This is a genomic window from Streptomyces sp. TM32 (genome assembly GCF_004122755.1).
Classification (GTDB): domain Bacteria; phylum Actinomycetota; class Actinomycetes; order Streptomycetales; family Streptomycetaceae; genus Streptomyces; species Streptomyces sioyaensis.
This window is the reverse complement of record NZ_SDIG01000065.1, coordinates 1-20,144: the sequence shown is the minus strand read 5'-3', so window position 1 is coordinate 20,144 and position 20,144 is coordinate 1. Positions and strand designations below refer to the sequence as shown.

At 67.8% G+C, this 20,144-nt stretch carries 15 protein-coding genes and 1 pseudogene; 4 read left to right on the top strand and 12 right to left on the bottom strand.

Annotated features, from left to right (window positions below):
- Positions 1-87 precede the first annotated feature (87 nt).
- From EST92_RS16490 to EST92_RS31795, 5 genes are all read right to left on the bottom strand, one after another.
- Positions 88-519 (bottom strand): DUF3037 domain-containing protein, encoded by a 432-nt coding sequence (locus EST92_RS16490; RefSeq protein ID WP_254068855.1) that lies wholly within the window; start codon positions 517-519, stop codon positions 88-90.
- Positions 480-1,304: a HipA family kinase gene (locus tag EST92_RS16485; RefSeq protein WP_129281687.1), complete on the bottom strand. Its 825-nt coding sequence runs from the start codon at positions 1,302-1,304 to the stop codon at positions 480-482. The genes EST92_RS16490 and EST92_RS16485 overlap by 40 nt, the downstream gene beginning before the upstream one ends.
- Before the next feature lie 76 nt (positions 1,305-1,380).
- The gene (locus tag EST92_RS16480) at positions 1,381-2,649 is read right to left on the bottom strand and encodes a site-specific integrase (protein ID WP_254068854.1); all 1,269 of its coding nucleotides are present in this window, start codon (positions 2,647-2,649) and stop codon (positions 1,381-1,383) included.
- A 51-nt stretch (positions 2,650-2,700) separates the two neighbouring features.
- A complete protein-coding gene (locus tag EST92_RS16475) occupies positions 2,701-3,009 on the bottom strand; it encodes a helix-turn-helix domain-containing protein (protein WP_254068853.1) in 309 nt (102 codons plus the stop codon).
- 317 nt (positions 3,010-3,326) lie between these two features.
- Positions 3,327-4,301 carry a hypothetical protein gene (locus tag EST92_RS31795; protein ID WP_254068856.1) on the bottom strand — a complete coding sequence of 325 codons (975 nt, stop codon included), beginning with the start codon at positions 4,299-4,301 and terminating at the stop codon, positions 3,327-3,329.
- 61 nt (positions 4,302-4,362) lie between these two features.
- Between EST92_RS31795 and EST92_RS16465 the strand changes: the two genes are divergently transcribed.
- Together EST92_RS16465 and EST92_RS31630 are read left to right on the top strand one after the other, a co-directional pair.
- Positions 4,363-5,574, top strand: a complete 1,212-nt coding sequence (locus tag EST92_RS16465; protein WP_129281684.1) for an MFS transporter — start codon at positions 4,363-4,365, stop codon at positions 5,572-5,574.
- Positions 5,575-6,461: 887 nt separating this feature from the next.
- Entirely contained in the window at positions 6,462-6,824 is a 363-nt protein-coding gene (locus EST92_RS31630) for a hypothetical protein (RefSeq protein ID WP_129281683.1), read from the top strand.
- Here EST92_RS31630 and EST92_RS16450 read toward each other — a convergent pair.
- Positions 6,783-7,415: an AfsR/SARP family transcriptional regulator gene (locus EST92_RS16450; RefSeq protein ID WP_254068852.1), complete on the bottom strand. Its 633-nt coding sequence runs from the start codon at positions 7,413-7,415 to the stop codon at positions 6,783-6,785. The two genes, EST92_RS31630 and EST92_RS16450, sit on opposite strands and share 42 nt — an antisense overlap.
- Before the next feature lie 1,213 nt (positions 7,416-8,628).
- On the opposite strand from EST92_RS16450, the gene EST92_RS31165 reads away from it, so the two are divergent.
- Positions 8,629-9,333 (top strand): hypothetical protein, encoded by a 705-nt coding sequence (locus EST92_RS31165; protein WP_174244032.1) that lies wholly within the window; start codon positions 8,629-8,631, stop codon positions 9,331-9,333.
- A 181-nt stretch (positions 9,334-9,514) separates the two neighbouring features.
- Here EST92_RS31165 and EST92_RS16435 read toward each other — a convergent pair whose 3' ends face one another.
- The 4 genes from EST92_RS16435 to EST92_RS31160 form a co-directional block, all read right to left on the bottom strand.
- Positions 9,515-11,668, bottom strand: coding sequence for an NACHT domain-containing protein (locus EST92_RS16435; protein ID WP_129281680.1), 2,154 nt, complete (start codon positions 11,666-11,668; stop codon positions 9,515-9,517).
- Positions 11,665-12,057 carry a hypothetical protein gene (locus tag EST92_RS16430; protein ID WP_129281679.1) on the bottom strand — a complete coding sequence of 131 codons (393 nt, stop codon included), beginning with the start codon at positions 12,055-12,057 and terminating at the stop codon, positions 11,665-11,667. The genes EST92_RS16435 and EST92_RS16430 overlap by 4 nt, the downstream gene beginning before the upstream one ends.
- 156 nt (positions 12,058-12,213) lie before the next feature.
- Positions 12,214-13,575 (bottom strand): DUF6801 domain-containing protein, encoded by a 1,362-nt coding sequence (locus EST92_RS16425; protein ID WP_129281678.1) that lies wholly within the window; start codon positions 13,573-13,575, stop codon positions 12,214-12,216.
- Between the two features lie 367 nt (positions 13,576-13,942).
- Positions 13,943-14,089: a hypothetical protein gene (locus tag EST92_RS31160; RefSeq protein WP_154073978.1), complete on the bottom strand. Its 147-nt coding sequence runs from the start codon at positions 14,087-14,089 to the stop codon at positions 13,943-13,945.
- Positions 14,090-14,808: 719 nt separating this feature from the next.
- On the opposite strand from EST92_RS31160, the gene EST92_RS16420 reads away from it, so the two are divergent.
- Positions 14,809-15,384 carry an N-acetyltransferase gene (locus EST92_RS16420; RefSeq protein WP_129281677.1) on the top strand — a complete coding sequence of 192 codons (576 nt, stop codon included), beginning with the start codon at positions 14,809-14,811 and terminating at the stop codon, positions 15,382-15,384.
- Positions 15,385-15,883: 499 nt separating this feature from the next.
- On the opposite strand, the pseudogene EST92_RS16410 reads toward EST92_RS16420, so the two are convergent.
- Both EST92_RS16410 and EST92_RS16405 read right to left on the bottom strand, forming a co-directional pair.
- Positions 15,884-16,149: pseudogene (locus tag EST92_RS16410) on the bottom strand (DUF5925 domain-containing protein); the annotation flags it as partial.
- A 57-nt stretch (positions 16,150-16,206) separates the two neighbouring features.
- Positions 16,207-19,215: an NACHT domain-containing protein gene (locus EST92_RS16405; protein WP_161981745.1), complete on the bottom strand. Its 3,009-nt coding sequence runs from the start codon at positions 19,213-19,215 to the stop codon at positions 16,207-16,209.
- Positions 19,216-20,144: the final 929 nt, after the last annotated feature.

The window sequence follows — 20,144 nt, the reverse complement described above, 5'->3', positions numbered from 1 at the left end:
CCGGGACCCGGTGGAATCGCGCCGCACGACAGAGCGCCCGGCCCGCCCGACGGCGGAACCGGGCGCCCTCGGCGCACCCGCGATTCCTCAGCGCACCAGCAGTTCCAGCAGCCGCGCCGCCTCGGCCGTGGGATCGGCGGTCAGTCCGGTGTGCACCGGCCCCGGCTGGACGATGGTGCTGCGCGGCGCCACCAGCCACCGGAACCGGCGCCCCGCGTCGTCCCCCGCCGCCTGCCCGGCCCGTTCGCCGCCCGCGCAGATGCCCTCGACGGCACCGAGCGCGGCGCGCACCCCGGCCACGTCGGTGGTGGGGTCCAGGGCCAGCAGCCGGGCCTCGTCCAGATGGGTCCGGGCCTCGACGAAGCGCCGGGCGTGGCAGTACACGACCACCCCGGCATTGATCATCTCTCCGCGCTCGACCCGGGGCACGACCTTCAGCAGGGCGTATTCGAAGACGTCGCGTCCGTTGTGCAGACCGGTCACTTCACTGCCCTCCGTGCCAGCCGTCCGGCCAGCCATTCCGGTGCCTGCGAGGGCTTGTCCTTGGTCGGTTCCCCCAGGGTGATGTGGTCACCGATGGTCCGGGCGCGAGCCAGCAGCGTGGACACGTACGCCTGGCGCAGCGCCTCCGGGGAGGCGAAACCCGGCTCGTCGGCCAGCCATTCGTCCGGCACCTCGGCCGCGATCCCGGTCAGCAGCTCCTCCGTGATCTGCGGGGCGAACTCCTCCGCCGCCGCGGCGAGATCCGGACCGAACGTGGCCAGCACATGGTCGGAGGCGTTGTACGGCCGGGCCGAAGCCTTCTGCGCACTCGGCCAGTTGTGGTGCCAGATCATCGCCGCACCGTGGTCGATCAGCCACAGTTCGCCGTGCCAGACCAGCAGATTGGGGTTGCGCCAGGACCGGTCGACGTTGTTGATCAGCGCGTCGAACCACACCACGCGGCCCGCCTCGCGGGGCGTCACCTCGAAGGCCAGCGGATCGAAGCCCAGCGATCCGGGGAGATAGTCCATGCCCAGATTGAGCCCGCCGCTGGCCTTCAGCAGCTCCTGGACCTCCTGGTCGGGTTCGCCAAGCCCGATGACGGGGTCGAGCTGCATCCGCACCAGCTCGGGCACCCGCAGCCCGAGCCGGCGGCCCAGCTGCCCGCAGATGATCTCGGCGATGAGCGTCTTGCGCCCCTGTCCGGCGCCGGTGAACTTCATGATGTAGGTACCGAGGTCATCGGCCTCGACGATCCCCGGGAGCGACCCGCCCTCACGCAAGGGCGTGACATAGCGGGTCGCTGTCACTTCTGCAAGCACTTTCCCAGGCCACCCATCTCTTCAGCCTTGCAATCCACGATCGACTTCGGACGGGTGCAGCAGCGGACATCGCCCGTCAACGGCCCTGGGGAGAAACTGGGGAGTTTCGCACGGCATGCAGTTCTCCCTGCTTCCCGAGCAGTCCGTCGATGGCGGTGCGCCCCTTGCTTCCGGCCTCCGGCATGAAGTGAGCATAGTAACCGAGGGTGATCGCGGGCGAGGAGTGCCCGAGCCACCGCGCCAAGGTCACGACAGACTCTCCGGCCTCCAGCATGATCGAGGCATAGGTGTGCCGCAGCACGTGGAACCCGTCCTTCGGGGCCGCCGCCCACTGCCAGGGCTTCGCCCCCTTGGCACGCGGCGGGATGACGCCGACCTTCGCCAACGCGGGTTTCCAGGTGTAGGTGTTCCACGTGTTCACCGCGACGGCATTGCCGAATCGAGTGGTGAGCAACAGGGAGAACTTCCTCCCCTGCCCCTCCAGCTTCCCCCACGGAAGCTCCACCTCCACTGGCGGGAAGGCGTCGACATGACGCTTCAGTTCCTCGGCCACCGAAGGGGGCATGTCGACGGTACGGGTCTTGGCTCCCTTCGGCAGGGCGAAGTACAACCTTCCCCTGATCGCCTGAATTTGGCGGCGGACGTGGAGCACACCTCGCGCGTAGTCGATGTCCTCCGGGCTCAATCCGAACACCTCGCCCTGACGCAGCCCGCAGCCCAGGCCGACTATGACGGCTATCCGGTTTGGCGGGCTGATCGCGTCACGGACTCGCAGCGCCGTCTCCAACGGCCAAGCCTCGCGTCGCTCTTGTGACGCCTTGGGCCACCGCACGGACTTCGCGTCCATGGGGTTCCTGGCGAGCCGCTTATCATCGACGGCCGCCTCCAGAATGGAGGAAAGTTCGGACAGGATTCCGCGCCTATAGTCAACTGAGGAGACACTGGCCTCCAACTTCGCTATGTACGCGCGCAAATCCGCCGCCGTGATGTTCCTGAGTGCGAGCTCACCCAGATGAGGAACGATGTGAAGGCGCACTCTCCGTTCCTGGTTGTCCCGAGTCTTCGGAACACCACCTCGGCCTGGCGCCCAGTGAATAGAGATGTAGTCGGCCAACGTGATGGATCCGTCACGCGGGTCCACGAACTCGCCGCGCTCTTCGTCCGTGGCTGTCCGCCGAAGCCACGCCTTGACGTCCTCCAGGGTGTCGAAGGAACGGTCCCGGACCCCGGGTATACCGGCGACCTTGTACCGCTTTCCCTTGCCGTAGCGAGCGGTTCGTTCTCGTTTCCCGGTGACCGGGTCCTTCTTCTTCTTGATCCAGCGGTCTTCTATGTAGCCGGCCAAGCAACTCTCATTCATTGGGGGTGGAAACGGCACTCAACGGCGTACGACGCGTCAGGCGCTGGGGCGGCCGTACCGCTGGTCCGGAGCTGCGCTCAGCGGGTTCAGCGCCGGGTTGGTGCGGGAATCGGCCTGCTCCTGTTCACGGATCCAGGCATCGAGGGCTTCCCGCCGGTACATGACGCGGCCGCGGTGGCCCATGCGGAAGCTCGGCGGACCCTGCCGTCGATGCCGCCATACGTAGAGGGTGCGGGGTGACAGGCCGAGGTACTCGGCGGTGTCCTTGACGTTCAGGAATGCGGCGCTTGCGGCGCTCCCGGGAGCGGGCGCAACCGAAGAAGGAAGCAGCGGTCGTACAGTCAAGTAGGAATTTCTGCGGGTGCGGGAGAGGTTGGGCCCGTGTGGGCGGAGAACCGGTTCTCCGCCCATCAATCGGCTGTGGTGTGGCAGCAGGAGATTTCGCGGACATTCCGCAGCTCGGCACGGCGGCGCTACTGGGCGGCGCACCGTCGCGGTCGGCTCGGTTGTCAGGCCAGGAGGCGGTGGGCAGCTGCGAGGCGGCCCAGGTTCTCTGGGTACGGGAAAGGGGAGCCCGGCTGGGCGGAAACGAGTACTCCGCCCAGCCATTGCCTGTCGTGAGACAGGGAAGAGCCGCGGACGAGCCGCGACCCGGAGTAGCGCTACCGCCGCCGCGCGGTCGGAATCGGCTCAATCGGCGGGTCAGGAAGGGCCAAGGCAGCTTCGAGTCGGTCCCAAGGGATTTCGTCCCGTGTCGGCATGCGAAGACAGTGCGCGAAGCGTTCGGCAAGGCGAGGAGCGCTCATTCCTGCGCATTTGGCCACCGCAAGGGTGTGCGCCGCCGTCTGGTCGCCGTTCTTCAGCCACGCCGCGATGCGTGCGTCACGGAGAGCCGAGACATGCCTACCGAGCGGCGAGGCGATTTCATGCGCTTGCAGAACCGCCGCCCGCGCTTGCCGCCAAGCCTTCCGGTAGACCTGGGCGGTCAGCGGTCGTCCATCGTCGAGAACGAATATCGCGTCATCAGGCCGGAGATCGCGCCGGATGGTCTCCGCTTTCAGGATCGCCGCCAACTCACGGCAGACAGGGACATGCCGTACGGCGCCCGCGCAGGCCGAATCCTTCTCCCAGCCGCTCAGGCCGAGCCGGGCGGTACGGGCGACGATGTCGGCCTCGATGATCCGCTTGCGGCGCGGCCAGTAGGGCTGGACGGTCTTGGTCCACACCCATTCCAGCAGGTCGGCGGCGCGCTGTGCCAGGTCGTCGCGGTACAGCATGGCCGGCAGCGAGCCGTTCAAGGATTCCGCCAGGTCGGCGCGCGCGATGGCGGGCGGGGTGCTGCGGATGTGTTCCAGTTCCTGGGCGAACGTGGGGTCGTCCTCGGCGAGGGGCGTGGGGGTCAGGAAGGTCGCGTTCCAGCGGTGTCCCAGCGCGGCGCCGACGAGGGAGGCGGTGACGGGGTCGCCGGCCAAGTGGTCCCGGTAGCCGGGGAGGTGAGCTTCGAGCCACTGACGCTCGCCGACGTGGGCCGCGCTGCCGCATTGGAGGGTCTTCAGGCAGGCGACAGCCTCGGCCAGCGGCGAGGTGACGAACCGGCTCCCTGCGAGCGTGTCCGCATTGACCTGCCACCAACTCATTGGTTTCGCCTCCCCGCGAAAAGCTAACGCCGCGCTGATCATGCCGGAAAGACTCTCCGCCATGCGTACGTATCAAGACGTCTTCCGCACCAGGGAATTCACCCCGCTTTTTCTGGCCTCGGCCGGGCAGACAGCGGCCCAGACGGTGAGCGGGCTGGCCCTGGGCATCCTGGTGTTCAAGCAAACGGACTCGGCGCTGCTGTCCTCACTGGCCATGTTCGGTCCCGCGCTCGCCCAGATGGTCGGGGCGGCCACCGTGCTGTCTGGTGCGGACCGGCTGCCGCCGCGCGCCGCCATGACAGGGCTCACGTTGCTCTTCGGCCTGGGCACGGCCCTGCAGGCGATCCCCGGGCTGCCGGTCTGGGCGGTCTTCGTGGTGCTGCTGGGGCTCGGCGTCGTCGGGTCGGTCAGCGGCGGGGTGCGCTACGGGCTGCTCAACGAGGTCCTGACCCGCGACGGTTACCTGCTCGGGCGGTCCCTCCTCAACATGTCGGTCGGAATCATCCAGATCTGCGGTTTCGCGCTCGGTGGCGTGCTGGTGACGGTCCTCTCGGCGCGTGGCACGTTGCTCGCGGCCGCCGCCCTCTACCTGCTGGCGGCCGTGGTGGCGCGGTTGGGGCTCAGCCGTCGGCCGCCGCGGGTCACCGGCAGACCGTCGGTCGCGGAAACCTGGCGGACCAACGCGCGTCTCTGGTCCTCGGTGCCCCGCCGGTACGTCTATCTCGCGCTGTGGGTACCCAACGGCTTGATCGTCGGGGTGGAGTCGCTTTACGTCCCGTACTCGCCCGGGAACGCCGGTCTGCTCTTCGCCTTCGGTGCCGGCAGCATGTTGGTCGGGGACGCGCTCGTGGGCCGCTTCCTGCCGGCGCGGTGGCGGCACCGGCTGGCCGTTCCGCTGTGCGTCTTGCTCGCCGCCCCGTATCTGTTCTTCGCGCTGGACCCCGGGCTGCCGGTTGCGGTGGTGCTGGTCTCGGTCGGCACATTCGGTTACGCGGCCGGGCTGCTGCTGCAGGACCGGCTGATGGCGCTGACGCCCGAGGAGCTGAGCGGGCAGGCGCTGGGGCTGCACACGTCCGGGATGCTCACCATGCAGGGCGTGGGGGCGGCGGTCGCCGGCTCGGTGGCCGAGCTGACGTCGCCAGCCACTGGCATGGTGGCGACGGCGGCCGCCTCGCTGGCCGCGACCCTGCTGCTGGCCCCCGGGCTGCGAGGCGGCACGGGAGCCGGCGAGGTGAAGGGCGCGGAGCAGGACGCCGTCCCCGCCACGCAGTAGTGGGCAACGGGGTGCACGCGGCCTCGACATCGCTTCCACGCGACTTCAATCTGGGCCAAGCAGTCTGGACGTGTGCTGACTTCGAGCGACGATCTGTCTCAGTTCTGTGCCTCCGTGTTCGCCTCCATGGCCCGCCTCGACCAGCGTCGCTGGGGTGAGGTCTATGTGCGCGGACTGGTGGAGGTGCCAGGCCGGAAGTCGGTGCGCCGAATCTCCGAAACCCTGTTGGGGCGGCGCGCCGACCAGAGCCTCCAGCAGTTCGTCAACCAGAGCTCCTGGGACTGGCAGCCGGTGCGCGAACGCGTCGCCCAGGAGGTCAGCGCGGCGCTCGCACCCCGGGCCTGGGTGGTAGAGGAGGCCGTGCTCCCGAAGAGCGGGCGCAGCTCGGTCGGGGTGGACCAGCAGTTCTCCCAGACGCTGGGCCGGGTGCTCAACTGCCAGCTAGGACTGGTGGTGATGGCAGCCGGTCCGGCCGACGCGGCGCCGGTCAACTGGCGGCTGTTGCTTCCGCGTTCCTGGGATGCCGACCACGACCGCCGGTCCCGCAGCCGGGTGCCATGCCATGAGCGGTACCGCTCGCGCTGGCAGCATCTGTTCGACGCACTCGACGAGATGACTGTCGGCTGGCGGGCGAAGCCGCTGCCCGTCGTCGTGGACGCGAGCCGCAGCCCGTCGGCGGTCTCACTGATCCGGGGTCTGGAGAGCCGTGGGCTGCCGTACGTCGTCCGTGTCAGCTCTTCCACCCCGGTGGCGGGGCTGACCTCGGATGAGGCGGTCACGGTGGGAGAGAGACTGGCCCGTGTGGGGGGCTCCCGGGGGCCGGCCCAGCACTGGCGGACGGCCGGGCCCGTGGCTCTCGCTACAGCACCGTGCTGCTGCCGGGCTCCGTGGCAACGTGCGGAGTGCGGGGCGTCGGCTTCTCGCACCGCAACCAGAAGGTCGTGGTGGAGTGGGGTGCGGAGTCAAACAATGTCGAGTCGGCGTGGATCACCAATGTCGAGAGCGTCCGGTTCTCCGAGGTACTCGAGCTGCTGGCGTTGTGGCCCCAGGCCAGCCGGGCCCTGCAGCGCCTCGGCGAGCAGTCCGGCCTGCGCCACTTCGAGGGACGTTCGTTCCGGGGCTGGCACCATCACGTCACGCTGGTCTCGGCGGCGCACGCCTACGAGATGCTGGGGCGGCTGCACGGCGAAGGTGGTGGGTGCATGGTGTCAACCCGGGCAGCTGCCAACCAGGTCGAGAGTCTGCGGTAGCGCACCCGAGAGCGAGCGGGGCGCATCGAGGGCAGGGTCCGCCAGCAGTACGGCGTCGTGCAACTGCCGGAGACGCCTGGACGGTTCGATGCCGAGTTCCTCAGAGAGCACCGTGCGCAGCTGCCGGTAGACATCGAGCGCCTGGGCCTGGCGCCCCGATCTGAAGAGGGCCAGCATCAGCTGGGCATGCAGGTTCTCGCGAGTCGGGAACTCGGCGGCCAGACCGATGAGTTCGCTGATCAGTTCGCTGTGCAGGCCAAGACGGAGTTCGGCCTCGATCCGCAGTTCAAGGCAGTTGAACCGGATTTCTTGTAGCCGCGCCTGGTGGGCAGTTATGAGAGGGCCGGCCTGCACGTCGGCGAGTGGTGGCCCCTGCCACACCGCAAGAGCGTTGCGCAGAGTCTCTGCTCCACGGCAGTGGTCCCCGAGCAGCAGCGCACGCTTGCCCTCGCCCACCTGGTCGACGAACCTGAACAGGTCGAGACTGGTCCGCCCGAGGAACAGCTGATACCCGCGCTGTCGGGTGCGCAGGATACCGCCCGACGGCTCTTCCCCGATTTCGGCCTGGTGCAGGGCGCGGCGTATCTGCATGACGTAGGTGCGTAACGGTGGTTACGGCGCTACGGGGTGGCTCCGCCGCCCAGAGCTCGTCGATGCACGTGGTGGTGGTGACGAACTGGTTGGCATTCAACGCCAACAGGGCAAGCAACTGGCGCGGTTTCGGCGCGCTTGGCGCGCAGCTCACTCCTTCCTCGGTGGCCCCGAGAAAAAGCGGCCCTAAAACCTTTATGTGCATGGATCACGACACCCCCGCCTGACCAGCGACTGTTCCGTCATCGGAAAGATGTCAGCAGACGAAGGACTGGGCATCGCCGCAGGTCAGGGGCAGTTTTCGCCTCAACTGGAAGGCCCTCGGGCGCCTGAAGCGTCAAACGAGCGTCACGGGTCACGTTCGCCGGGGTGGTGCATCGACGGCCGCTCTTGGTGATCTCGCTCACCTCGTGCCGACCGCCACGGAGGGGGTGGCAGAGGTGGGCGGGTTCGGGGGCTCGGTGAGGTGCTGGGTGCCGTCCGGGGAGGCGCAGGCGTGCACCCCGGAGGTGAGCAGAACACATGCCTTGGCACGGCCATGATGCGCCGGTAGCCTGCCGACCAGCAGTCGACGGGCTACAAACGGGCCGGGCCCTCTTCCGGGGAGGGGAATGAAGCCGGCCCCTCGATCCAAACGGCCGAAGTGACCTGTGGGGCCTGGAGAGTTGAGTTCCTCCCGCCACCCCGGTACACCGGCGCAGCGCACCAGGTTCGCCGACAGTCAGGCGGGCAAGAAGCCCCTCGGTCGTGACCGGTTGGCGAGGCACCTGGACGACGGCATCCGGCGGGGCGCCACCGACGAATCCGGCCGGCGTCATCGGGGGTGTCGGCCGGCTCGAAGAACGCCTGGCCATCCTGCTGTTGCGGGCCTACAGGGGCTCCGCTTCGTCAGCCGCGAGGTATGCGGTGCAGGCGGTCGGCGGCGGAGGCCGGCCACCGGGCACCGCTGCCTTGCCGAGCCCGCCGAACGGCGCAGCCGGAGCCTCCCGGCCACCGACTTCGGTGTGGTCGAGGAACGCAGCTTCACCCGCGGTGCGCAGCGGGAACATGTCGTCCAGTCGGCCGCCTCGGCTGCCGTGGCAAGGCTGGAGGCCGAGTTCCACACCGCGCTGTTCGACCGCTCGCGCCGCACCCTGGAGCTCACCACCGCCGGACGCACCTGCCGGCCCATGCCCGGATCCTGCTGGCCGAGGCACAACGGGCACGTGACGAAATGGGCCGCCTCATCGGGGGACTCAGCGGCACCGTCACTGTGGGAACCGTGCTGTCCACATCAAAGACGACGGTGGCCAAGTCCTACCGCCTGCTGAAGGCCATCCTTCAAACAGCGGTCGACGACGACCTCCTCAAGAGCAATCCATGCCGGATCAAGGGCGCCGGCAAGAAGGAGGCCGGCGAACGCGACGCCGCCGAGGTCGAACAGGTCCATGCGCCGGCCGAAGCCATCGGACCCCGCCGGCGCATCATGATCTTCCTCGGCGCCTTCGCGTCCCTGCGTCCCGAAGAACTCGCGGAGCTGCGTGGCAGCGACATCGACGTCGACGAGGGGGTGGTGTGGATCAGGCGCGCCGCGCCGGAGCCCACCAACGGCAAGAAGGTGATCGGTGATCCGAAGCCAAGGGCGGGCAAGCACGCGGTGTACCTTTCCGACTCCATCGTGCCCGAGTTGCATCGCCACCCTCAGTGGTTCGCCGAGAAGGAGCCAGACGGACTTCTCATCGTGGGCGAGCGCGGGGCTGCTCTGCGGCGGTCGTCCTTCGGTCCAAGTGGCGCAAGGCACGCATCGCAGTGGGGCTGCCCGACAACTTCCGCTTCTACGATCTGCGCCACATCGGCAACACCTTGGCAGCTGACTCCGGCGCGAAGCTCAAGGTCCCCATGGTCCGCGCGGGGTAGTCCAGCCCGAAGGCCCAGCTGATCTACCAGCACTCCAAGAAGAAGCACCAGCGCAAGCTCGCGAAGAGCATCGACGCCGAGGTGCGCCAGCAACGCCGGGAGGCAGCCAAGCAGTTCCAGGCGGAGAAGCTGACGCACTTCGGCTGAGGCGACGGCTTCATGCGCGGTGAAGGCAGGATCGGTCAGCAACACCGGTCCTGCCTTCACCGCGCTGTGCCTCCTGCTGGCGACCGTTCGTGTTGCTCGTAGACCTCGGCCAGGCGATCTCGGAGCCGCGCGTGGCGGAACTGGTAGACCGCGCCGGCCTGGCGCAGCACGCCTAGTTCATAGGCGTCGTCCAGGAAGGCGTTCACCTCCCGTGGGAGCTGCCCCGTCAGGGGCAGCCAGATGCGGACCAGGACCACCCATCGGCCCCAAGCGGTCAACGTGCTGAGCCCGAGTCCCATCGCGAGCCCGCCCCCGATCCCGGACGTGACCCCGAGTGCGAACCCGTTCACGAGCGTGACGACGATCCCGTACCCGAGCCCGAGGACCAGCCCGACCGCGAGCACTTGGGCGAGCACGGTCGTGCGGTTCGTGTTCAGCAGGTCCCACGGGCTGACCGAGGATTTTGTCTCGATGACAGCCTCCAGCCCGGCCATGAGCGCGAGTATGAGCCCGGCCGCCAGCCCGAGTATGAGCCCGGCCGCCAGCCAGTTCGCGAACTGCAAGGCCATCGCGGTCCAGGGGTAGGCCAGGAGACCTGCCAAGACCGCCGTTTCGAGCCCGTACACGAACCCGAAGACCAGCCCGCCCGCGAGTCCGCCCCGAACCCTGGGGAGGAAACTCTCCTTCACCCTCCTCGTCCCGCCGCGGATCCGGATGTGCATACGCGATGGTTCGAATGCGCCGCCGGCCGTGAGATTCGAAGCGAATCCGTGCAGGAGCCCGAGGGCCAGCCCGATTCCCGTCGCATTCATAAGTATCTCAAGGAATGCCACCCTGGACCCGCCCATGAGGTCGACGAGACCGACAATGGTCCCCAACACGAGCCCGCTCGTGACCCCGGAAACGAGCATGCGCGACGGGAGGCTCATGGCGGTTCCCAGTCGCCACCATTCGATGTCATGCGTGTCGAGTTTTTTCAGGTGCGTGGCGAGGTGGCCGAGCCAGTGGGAGGCGCGTTCGGTGTCCCACGGCCGGCGTTTCCCGACGGGGCGATTGCTGAGAAAACGGTCGTATGCGGTGGGGACGAAGTTGTCCAGGAGATGGTCCTCAAGGGCTCCTTGGGTACTGAACTCATCGATTTCCAGCAGCTTCACAGGATCGCGGCCGGACTTGTAGACGGTGTGGGCCAATGTGACCATCAGGGGAGTGGTCAGCACGGCGGCGAGATTGGCGCACGCCGGGTCGTAGGGGTGACGTCGCAACTGGTTCAGGACGTAGGCCCACCCGGTCGGGGCCGTGGTGTCCGCGCCGTTGCGGGGAGCCCTGCCGGAGGTTTGCGTACAGGTGTCGTGCAGAAGGTAGCCGGCGGAGTCGTCGAGGGTGAGGTCGGTCAGTTCGATACCCGCGAAGAGCGGGTCGTCTCCCACGGCGGCTTCGAGTTCGTCGCGGCGACTGGTCATCAGCAGTGGCACGGTGGTGGCCCTGAGGTCCCGTAGCGCTGCTTGGTGCAGGCCGTCGGCGATCTCGTCGAACCCGTCCAGGATCGCCAACACACGGTCGGCATCGATCAGCGCGTTGGCCCATGTCGATCTGTCGGGGCCGACCCCCGCCAGAAAGGGATGGTCCCGCTCCAGCCGGTCGGTCAGCCAGTCCCGCAGTGGAGTGGTGGTGGGATTCCACGATCCCAAACTGAAGATCACCGGTACCGGTGCTTCACCGGTTGGATCGCGAACATCCAGCCAGGCCCTCGCGAAGCGCCGGATCAGGATGGTCTTTCCCGAGCCGGGCCGGCCCAGCACCATCAGCCTGCCGCGTTCTTTCCCCTTGTAGACAGCCGCGATGTTCTCCAGCGAACCGGTCAAGTCCAGTGGGAAAGTGGCCGCCGGCCTGGCTGAGACATCGAGGACGCTGTTCCCACGGCCTGTCAACGCTGCGGGTGCCGGTCGACAGCGCACAGGCAGCGGCTTGGGGTCCCATAACCTCTGCTGTTCTTCCTCACGCTTCAGGAAGCCGCCAACCTTGTCAGCGAGCAGACGGGCTTTCCCGGCCAGCGCGTCCACCGGGGAAACGACAAGCGTGTTGGTCGTGTGGTCGCCGGTGGAAATGATCCCGGAGTTGTTTCCGCCCACGTTCACCGACCGGTCGCCGCCCGACTGGGCGGCCTTGCGTTCGGCGGGGTCCGGCTCCCGCAGACCGAGACCGTCGCTCACGGGTGTCCGGTGTTCTGCGCACCGTCGCCGGTGGAAATGACTCCGGAGTTGTTTCCGCCGACGGCGACGCTGCGCTCGCCACTGGCCTGGACGGTGGGACGCTCCGGAAGCAGCGCCGAGAGCTCATCGGCAAGGCTTGGGGAGTCCCTGAGCGCATCTCGCAGTGCGATCCTCAACTCCGCGCGCCGCAATGCGAGTATGTCCTGGTCCGCACCCGCGTCCGCCAGGCTGGTGACGGTGGCCTCAACCGACGCGGAGTCGGGTCCACGGTGCAGGATCCGGGCGAGCAGCCGCTGTCCCAGCCGCACTGTCGCTTCGGCCGCCTCGTCCTCGGCCCTGGTCAGCACGCCGACGCCGTACGCACCCGCCGCCGCTTCAACTGCAGGCATGATCTGGTCAAGCAAAGTGTTGATCTCAACCAACAGAGGCACCTTCCTCTTCACACAGATAGTCAGCTTTCTGTGGCCGTCCTCGCCCCGGCAGGCAGGCCCTGTGCCTGCCTGCCGCCCCGCTTGAGCCTCCGATACACAGGCGGTGGTCGTTCACTACGCCTGTCGAACGTATTCGGTGCTGGGCTTCTCGTCGGCCACGACATCAACGTCTTCGCCCTGTAGCAAGCCCGCAAGTTGGCTGTCCAGATCGGCACCACCGCTATCCCGCGCGCTGACGCCCTGATGACCGGCTCGGCGTGGAATATGACGTGCCATCAGTCGATTCCGGTCGTCCGCAACCTTCCGGCCCGTGCTGTCGTGCGATGTTGTCCTGCCGTCACACCCTCGATGCTGGGGGGCGGCGGCAATCGAGACCTTCCGGTGGCAACTGACGTCGCCCCTTGTGGCCTTGACACCTTCGGTAGGCCAGTCAGGCTTCGGGCTGATGTACCGCTGATCCCCTCCGTCATCACCGGCGCGGCGGTGGTTTTTCAGCCGCGTGCCGAGGAGGAAGGCGGCGGCGCACGCGACGAGCGCGCCCACGGCCAGCAGGATGAGATTCCCGGTGTCCTGGCCGGCGGCCGAGGGCTTAGGGACGATCGTGGGTTTGGTCGACCTCGGCGTTGGACGGGGGGAGTTCTTCACCGGTGTGGGGCTGGAAGCCCTGGGGCTCGGATTGCTGGGCGTGGTCGCGCTGTCCTTTGCGGGCCCGGTGCTCTCTGACATCGTCGGTTTGGGAACGGCAGCGCCTACCGATCCGGTCGTCGGCCGCGGAGTGGTGGCGGCACCCGATCCGGTCGTCGGCCGCGGAGTGGTGGCGGCACCCGGTCCGGTCGAGGGGCTCGGAGGGGCGGAGGGCGCCGAACCCGGCTTCGTGATGTCGAAGGACGTGACGACATTGCTTTGGCCGGTGTTCAGGGTGCACGGTGCGTCGCCCGCGAGTGTGATGGTGCCGGCCGCGTTCTTCGCGAGGAGGTGGAGGGTGATGTTGCCGGCGGTGACCGTCCCGTGGCCTGGATGACTGAAGGTGCGCGTGGTCGCGCCGGCGGTTGCCGTGACGTTGAAGGGACCGGATGCCGGGACGCTGGTCGTGGCCATGTGGAAGGGGACCGTGACGTCGAACTCATCCTGTGGCGCCGCCACATGGGCCCTCGCGTCCACCGTACCCCCGAGGGTCTTCATGCCCGCCCTGTTGAGCAACTGGGTGAAACTCGCGCCCACCGTCGCCACCGCGTTGACGGCGATGGGCTTGATGGGCGCGCCGACTGCGACCGAATGCGGGATGTCCGAGTGGATCTCCGCTGTGAACGACTGATCGCCGATCAGGGGAGATGAGCACGTATAGCCGAATGCGGGCGACGGCTGCGCGCCAGCCGTTCCGGCTCCGATAGTGCCCACCCACCCGCTTGCCATTGCCGAAGCCGTGGTGACCGCAAGGATGATCCTCATCCTTTGCCTGCCGCTCCTGATGATCATGAGTTGGCCCCCGTCCACTGTTCGTGTGTGCGATTACTGAATGGCTCTCATTTCCTAAAGCGCAGCATGCTACTCAGATCGCGTGCCCTGTGCCGGATCTGTGACTCCCGGACGATTTCGATCAGCCCCGGACGGTTTCGATCAGTGGGGCACGTGACTTCCCATGGAAGACGCGGCTTAGGCGGCTCTGGTTGCCGGACGCGCTCCACAGCACCTCGCTGGGGGGTGATTTTCGGAAATCCCCTTCACGGCTGACTAAAAATCAGGAAGCGAACATCTGTGCTTTTCGATGTTCGTGCACGGCACTTCACTGCGCCGCCAGTTGGCGGCTCGGACTACTTGGCCCTGGTCCTGACGCGAGGGCAGGTCATTTGTCGCGGACGGCGGTGGCGATCGCTCTTGGCTGTGGGCGTGTTGAGGGCGGCGGCGGTGCGCTGATGGTGACGAAGATGGCGATAAAGCCGCTGCTGGAGAGGTCGCGCAGCAGGGTCTGGCCCCGGGCGCTCTGGAACATGCGTCCGCATGCCCTTGCCACAGGCCCGTTTTGCATCTGCAATCCCACAGCAACTCGGGTGCAGGTGACCCAAGTCGCAGAAGATGTTCTCGCCATTCGAGACGCGTGGCCCTCAAGGCGCCTGAGTCGGTACGGGAGTTGGCGAAACCTGCCCTTCCGTCAGGCTGGTCGACCCGAAAATGGTCTAGACAGCAAACAAGGCCCAGGGGGCACCGACGGAACTCGCTGGTCAGGGGTTATGCATCCCTGCGAGAAGATCGTTTCCCTCACTATGCCTCCGGTTTTCCCACGGCCCAGGCCAGAGGCTGGAGCAGGGGTCCAGAGAGACTGAGCCGGTACGCGGGGTGGGCAGCCTGAGCCGAGTTCAGTCAACGGGGCACGGTGAATCGGCAGCGTACGCGCGCGCTGGCCAAGGACCGTCAGGAGCGCCTCACACCTTGCCGCTAGCGTGCGCCCTCAAATGGCGCAGGTGCTGCCGTACCCCGTCGGCCAGGTCGGCATAGAACGGCATCATGATCAACGAACACGCCCAGAACACGTACGAGAACAACTAGCCGCAAGATGAATCTAACCCGCACGATCCCGGCAACTATCCCAAGCCAGACGACGAAGAGGGCCAGGCTGCGGCCAGCTAGGAGCATGGGTCACTAACAGCTCGGCTGCAGCCGAGGTGGGGCGCGGGGTGTCGGCTGGGTCTTGGGCTGGCTAGGCTGCCGGTCATGACTCCGGCCACGACCAGCGGTGTGAACACTGAGCCCGCCATCCTTGATGCCATGGGGCTGTTTTCCGATCCAGAGCTGGAGGACCGGTTTGCGGAGTCCGCCCACCAGATCCTGGCGGACCTAGTCAGTGGAGGTGCCGCGCTGGGCTGGGTCGATCCACCCTCGCGGGATGAGGTGGCGGAACTTCTCCGCCACGTCGTTTCTGCGGCACAGACCGGGGATGCGGCCCTGCGTGCCGCTTACCTCGACCGTCGGCTTGTGGGGTTGGGGTACTGGCTCCGCTACGCCCGACCGACCCATCGGCCACACGCCGATCTGGAGAAGATCGCGGTAGATGCTACTGCCCATGGCCATGGCGTCGGTCGGGCGCTGACCGCTGCCTTGATCACTGACGCCCGGGAGGCGGGTATCGAGGTCCTCACCCTGGACGCCCGTGGCGACAACACCAACGCCCTGCACCTCTACCGGTCGCTGGGCTTCACCGAATACGGCCGCCTCCTCGACTTCGTCGCCGTCGACGAAGACCGTTACGACAAGGTCTTCTACATGCTGGACTTCCGCCAGCAAAGCTGACCACTGTCACGCACGAAAGCCCGGCGGCGACCCGCCGGCGCTTCGCGATCTTTCATACGAGGCGATCACGATATGCGTGGTGGGGATCGACTGTTCGAGGTCGAGCTGGTCGAGAAGAAGCGGTCTCGGAGCCGTCCGGCAGCGGTGGACAACACGTTTCGGGCCTTCGACCCGCACCACGCTGCAGCTGCCTCCGTCGCTGGACTCCCGCTCGTCGTAGAGCCCTTGGGCGAGCACGGCCCGGTCCTCGGTGAGCTTCGGCCGGCGCCCGCCGCCCGCCCCGGAACGGCCCCGTACGGATCGTGCAGCTGAACCTGAACGCCGATCGACGTGTCCGAACACGGCGAGGGAGCCCGTCGGCATGGCTTGCCGTGCTCCCTCGTCGTCCGCACCAATGATCCTTTCTACGCCATCTGTATCGACTTTCTTGAGTTCACTCAGAAGCGGGCACGTCCGTAGCAGCGGCGATCAACGCCACCAGGTTGTCGGTCCAGAAATCGTTCCACCGGGAGACGAGCATGGTCCAACCGTCGCCCTCGGCGAGGATGGCGCCCCGGTCGTCGTCGCAGGTGGAGCGCAGCACCCGCGCGCCCGGCGGGAGCAGCGAGACGCCGGAGCGCACCCGGTCGATGTTGGCGCTGTGCGAGTGGGGCTGCTCGCCCGTCGCGAAGCAGCCGAGGAACAGCGCGTCGATGACGTTGGCGGGTGAGTCGCTGTCGTCGAGTTAAGCCGGACCGGCAGCGCGTCATACGAATTGGCGGACACGCCGCCATGATCCGGCACGCCCGCCGCGAGCACAGGGTTTCCCGGCGGCCGCCCGGGTCAGGGGCGCTGGTCGCGGAACGATGTGAGGAGACCGCCCGTGCGGCGGCCCTCCACGGTGACCGACACCCGCCCCGGGTCGAGCCCGTCGAGGCCGATGACCTTCGTCGTGTTCCGGACGCGGACGGTGACGGACTCGATGCCCCGCACCCGGGAAAGGTCGAGGGGCGCCCGGCGCGGCCTGCGGTGCAGATTCAGGTGCAGCCGGGTGAGGCCGGGGAAGCAGGCGGCGAAGTCGGGCAACGTTGCCGTTTCCGCCACCCCCTTGAGCCGCAGGGACGTGATCGAGGGCAGTGCGACCTCCGGGAGGGCGACGCGGTCGGCGAAGCTGAGGCTCAGCGTGGTCAGCAGCGGAACGGCCTGGAGCGCGGAGAGGTCCAGACCGACTGGCACGCAGTCGAGCACGAGTTCCCGGATGCCGCTGTCGGCGAGGGGGTTCAGGGACAGCGTGGACGTCGGATGGCGTACGTGCAGGCGCCGCAGCCCGGTCAGACCGCCGAGGGCGGGAAGCTCCGAAGTGCGGTGGTCGGCCGTGCCCAGCGCGAGGGACACCACGGAGTCCCGGTCGAGGAGGGCGGAGAGCTCGTGGATCAGCGACGGCTGGGGGAGCGACAGGTTGGGCGCCTCGGGGAGCTGGCGCAGACACGCCACCTGCTCCGCGTTCGTCACCGGGATCTCGATGTCGTCGCAGCGGCAGCTGGCCAGGATGGACTCGCTGAACTCGACCGTGTCGAACCGCGGCCACGCGTTGACGACCTCCTGCCGGACACCGCGCTGGGGAGCGTCCTTGTACGCCTGCATCCGCTGCAGGGCGGCCGGGCCGCCGATCAGCCCGATCGTGCGCACGCTCGCAATGGCCTGCTCCTCCGTCATGTCGGCCGGCCCCGACAGCACGTCGAGGACCACCGCGCCCGCCTGCGCCAGGTTCTCTGCCTCCTCGCGGGTGGCCGGAGGGATGAGGAAGGCGGCGCGGCTGATCACCTCCGCCCTGACCGCCGGGTCGAGCGTCGTGGCGTTCTCCAGGCTCGCCGCAGCCAGGAGGTGATAGCGGCGCCGCTGGGAGGGACGCTGGTCGCCGATGGCCACCAGTTTGCGGAGCAGTTCGGCGCGCTCGCGTTCGCGGGCGTGGCCGACGGCCATGCGGATGACGTCCTCCCACTGGTCGTCGCCGGCATTCTTGGCGAGCAGATCCAGGTCCGAGGTCTCGATGGCCGCCTTCGCGCCAAGGTAGTCCTGAAAGGTCCGGTGGATGAAGTCGACCGTGTCCGGCGTGGGTTCCCGTAACAGCCCGCTGCGCAGCAGCAGATGGCGGAACACCTGGTGCGCGCCGTCCAGCGGGACAACGTGCGGCATGGAGGGCAGCCGTTCCCGGATGATGCGCACGGCCAGCGCCTGGGTCGCCTCGGAACGCCCGTTGCGGATGAGCCAGTACGCGAGCCGCTGGAGGAGCTGGACCTGTTGCTCCTCGGTCAGCTGCAAGCCCTCCGGCGCGATGACCTCCCGCTCCTTGTCGCGGCGGACCAGGAGCATCCGCAGCGCGGCCGCATACAGGTCCATGCGCCCCTCGGGCAGCTGCGAGTGCCGGTCGCGGTGCAAAGCACAGATCACCGAGCACATCAGGGGATTGGTGGCGAGCTGGTACAGGTCGGGCTTGCGGCGCAGGGTGACGTGCAGGGCGGCCCGGTACCGCTCCACCTCGGTGCGCTCCTCGGCGTCCCCGAGAGTCGACAGGGCCGCGTCGTGCCAGCGGTTGACGAACTTGTCGATGTCGCGCTGATTGAGGGGCAGCAGGTCGAACTCGACGAACCCCAGGTCCGCCGCCCAGCCGATCGGGACCGCGGAGGGGCGCGTGGTCACGAGGAAGAACGTGCGCGGGTAGATCTCGGTCAGTTCCGTGAGCCACCGCTTGGTCAGCAGCCTCTTCGACTCCGAGATCTCGTCGATGCCGTCGACGAGGACGATGCCGCGCCCGCTGTGCAGGACCCGGTCGGCCCAGCCCTCCGGTTGCGCGCCGTCCAGCATGCTGCCGGCCATGGCGAGGAACTTGTGAGCGGTGGGGAGTGTGGACTCCTGCGCCAGGCTGCGGAGCGGGAGGATGAACGGGACACGCCCGCGGAGGAAGGCGAGCTCGTCGTCGAAGTCGTTCTGCGCGGCGCTGACAGCGAGCCACTGGGCCAGTGTCGTCTTGCCCGAACCGGCGGGGCCCCGCAGCACTACACGGTGTTTCCCGGTCAGGGCCCCTTCGACCCGGAGCCGGTGGGTGGCCGCAACACCTCCGTCGCGGTTCTGCGCCGAGAGTTCCAGGCTCAAATAGGCCGTGTCGAGCGGCCATCGGGCCTGACCGGGAGCGCTGAGGTCGAGCCCGAAGATGGCGAGCTTGCCGTACTTGAGCCCGAGGTGCTCCAGGTAGCGCTGCTCGAACTCGGCGTCCTGGCTGCGCGGCGGGGGAAGCCGCGCCGTCAGCACCTCCATACGGCGCATGGTCTCGTCGATCATGCGGGTCTGCGTGATCAGCGTGGCCGGGATGAAGGCCGAGCGCTGCGTGAAGAACTGCAGGATGTGCAGGCAGCAGACGTCGAGCAGGGAACGGTAGAGGTTCGTCGCGTCGGCGCTCATGTTCCGCGTCGAGTCGTCCGCCGCGGCCGACAGCTTGCGCGCCAGCTCGACGTGCCCGAGGTGGACCGCCTGGACGTCCTCCATCTCCAGGTCGCCGAGCGAGAGCAGGGTCTTGGTCAGCGCGTCGACCACGGCTATCCGGTCACCGTCGTGCACCGCCGGCTCGTACGGGTTCGCGGCGAGGGTCCGGCTGATCAGCTTCTCGCTGATCTTGCGTACGTCTCGCTCGTCCAGGGTGCGCTTCTGGCCACGCCAGCTGACCAGTTTGGAGACACGGATCGGCTTACTGACGAGGTCGGCGCCGCTCTCCTCCCGCACGAACAGCTTCGCCACGAGCGGCTTGATCAGTGTCGAGGCGACCCGCGCCGCCATCCCCAGAGCCGCAGGCTCCACCCTCGACCGCCTCTCGGTGAACCGTCGCGTCGACATCAGATTAGAGGCGCGGAGGCTCTCTGTCGCCGCAGCACCGAAATCTCCGCGGCTGCGGGTCCTGGCCAGCCGCGTCGAACGGGCCGAACCGGTCCGCATCGTGAGGGAGTCAGGAGTTCCCAGGTCGCCCTTGTTTCGGGTCACTGCACCGTCATCCCCAGCCACAGCGGTCGCGGGGAACGATCACCTCACGAACGGGAAACGATCTTCGAGTCGTCACATCGCCCCTGGTTGAACTCACCCGTGAATGCCCCTATGCGGGAGCCCCCTATGTCCGAACCCATACCTTCACCCATCGTTCCAGCCGACGTAGCACGCCCACGCCGACGTGATCTCAGTCATGCAGTCGTGCCGGACAAAGAGACAGCATGTCTCGCTACAACGCGACACAACGGGGACGCCCGATCCGCGCGTAAGGCGACATGACCTGCGTGGGACACAGCGCCTGCCGACACAAAGGGCCGGGCGGTTGGAGTCACGCAGTTCGGGTCCTTCCGACGCAGCCCCACCCCGCCCGCTGAAGAGTCCTACTTCCTCGCGGAGAACATCAACTTGTGGTGAGCAACCACGGAGTGATCGTCTGTGCGGGCGGAGGTTCGGTACAGAGGATGGTGGGACAGTTCGCGAGTACATCGAGCCATGACGGCCCCAACCACTCGATGCCTGATTCAGGGTTACTGACGTCGGCTCGTCAGGGTGAACCTTTGCGAATCCGGCGAGCGCACCCGGCTGCGCAACACGCTGGTCCGCCTGCCGCCGGGCTGATCCGCGAACGGCCCCGAAGGGGAATCAGTTTATCGGCGGCGCCAGGGCAGGGTGAGGTCGGCGGCAGGCGGACCAGCGTGTTGCGCAGCCGGGTGCGCTCGCCGGATTCGCAAAGGTTCACCCTGACG

What these genes read in the sequence shown, in the direction of transcription:
- EST92_RS31160 (WP_154073978.1), bottom strand. Translation starts at nt 14,089, where the DNA reads ATGTTCCAGAGCGCCCGGGGCCAGACCCTGCTGCGCGACCTCTCCAGC.
- EST92_RS16490 (WP_254068855.1), bottom strand. Translation starts at nt 519, where the DNA reads ATGGCTGGCCGGACGGCTGGCACGGAGGGCAGTGAAGTGACCGGTCTG.
- EST92_RS16430 (WP_129281679.1), bottom strand. Translation starts at nt 12,057, where the DNA reads ATGCCTGCAGTTGAAGCGGCGGCGGGTGCGTACGGCGTCGGCGTGCTG.
- EST92_RS16450 (WP_254068852.1), bottom strand. Translation starts at nt 7,415, where the DNA reads ATGCAGATACGCCGCGCCCTGCACCAGGCCGAAATCGGGGAAGAGCCG.
- EST92_RS16420 (WP_129281677.1), top strand. Translation starts at nt 14,809, where the DNA reads ATGACTCCGGCCACGACCAGCGGTGTGAACACTGAGCCCGCCATCCTT.
- EST92_RS31795 (WP_254068856.1), bottom strand. Translation starts at nt 4,301, where the DNA reads ATGAGTTGGTGGCAGGTCAATGCGGACACGCTCGCAGGGAGCCGGTTC.
- EST92_RS16465 (WP_129281684.1), top strand. Translation starts at nt 4,363, where the DNA reads ATGCGTACGTATCAAGACGTCTTCCGCACCAGGGAATTCACCCCGCTT.
- EST92_RS16425 (WP_129281678.1), bottom strand. Translation starts at nt 13,575, where the DNA reads ATGATCATCAGGAGCGGCAGGCAAAGGATGAGGATCATCCTTGCGGTC.
- EST92_RS31165 (WP_174244032.1), top strand. Translation starts at nt 8,629, where the DNA reads ATGGGCCGCCTCATCGGGGGACTCAGCGGCACCGTCACTGTGGGAACC.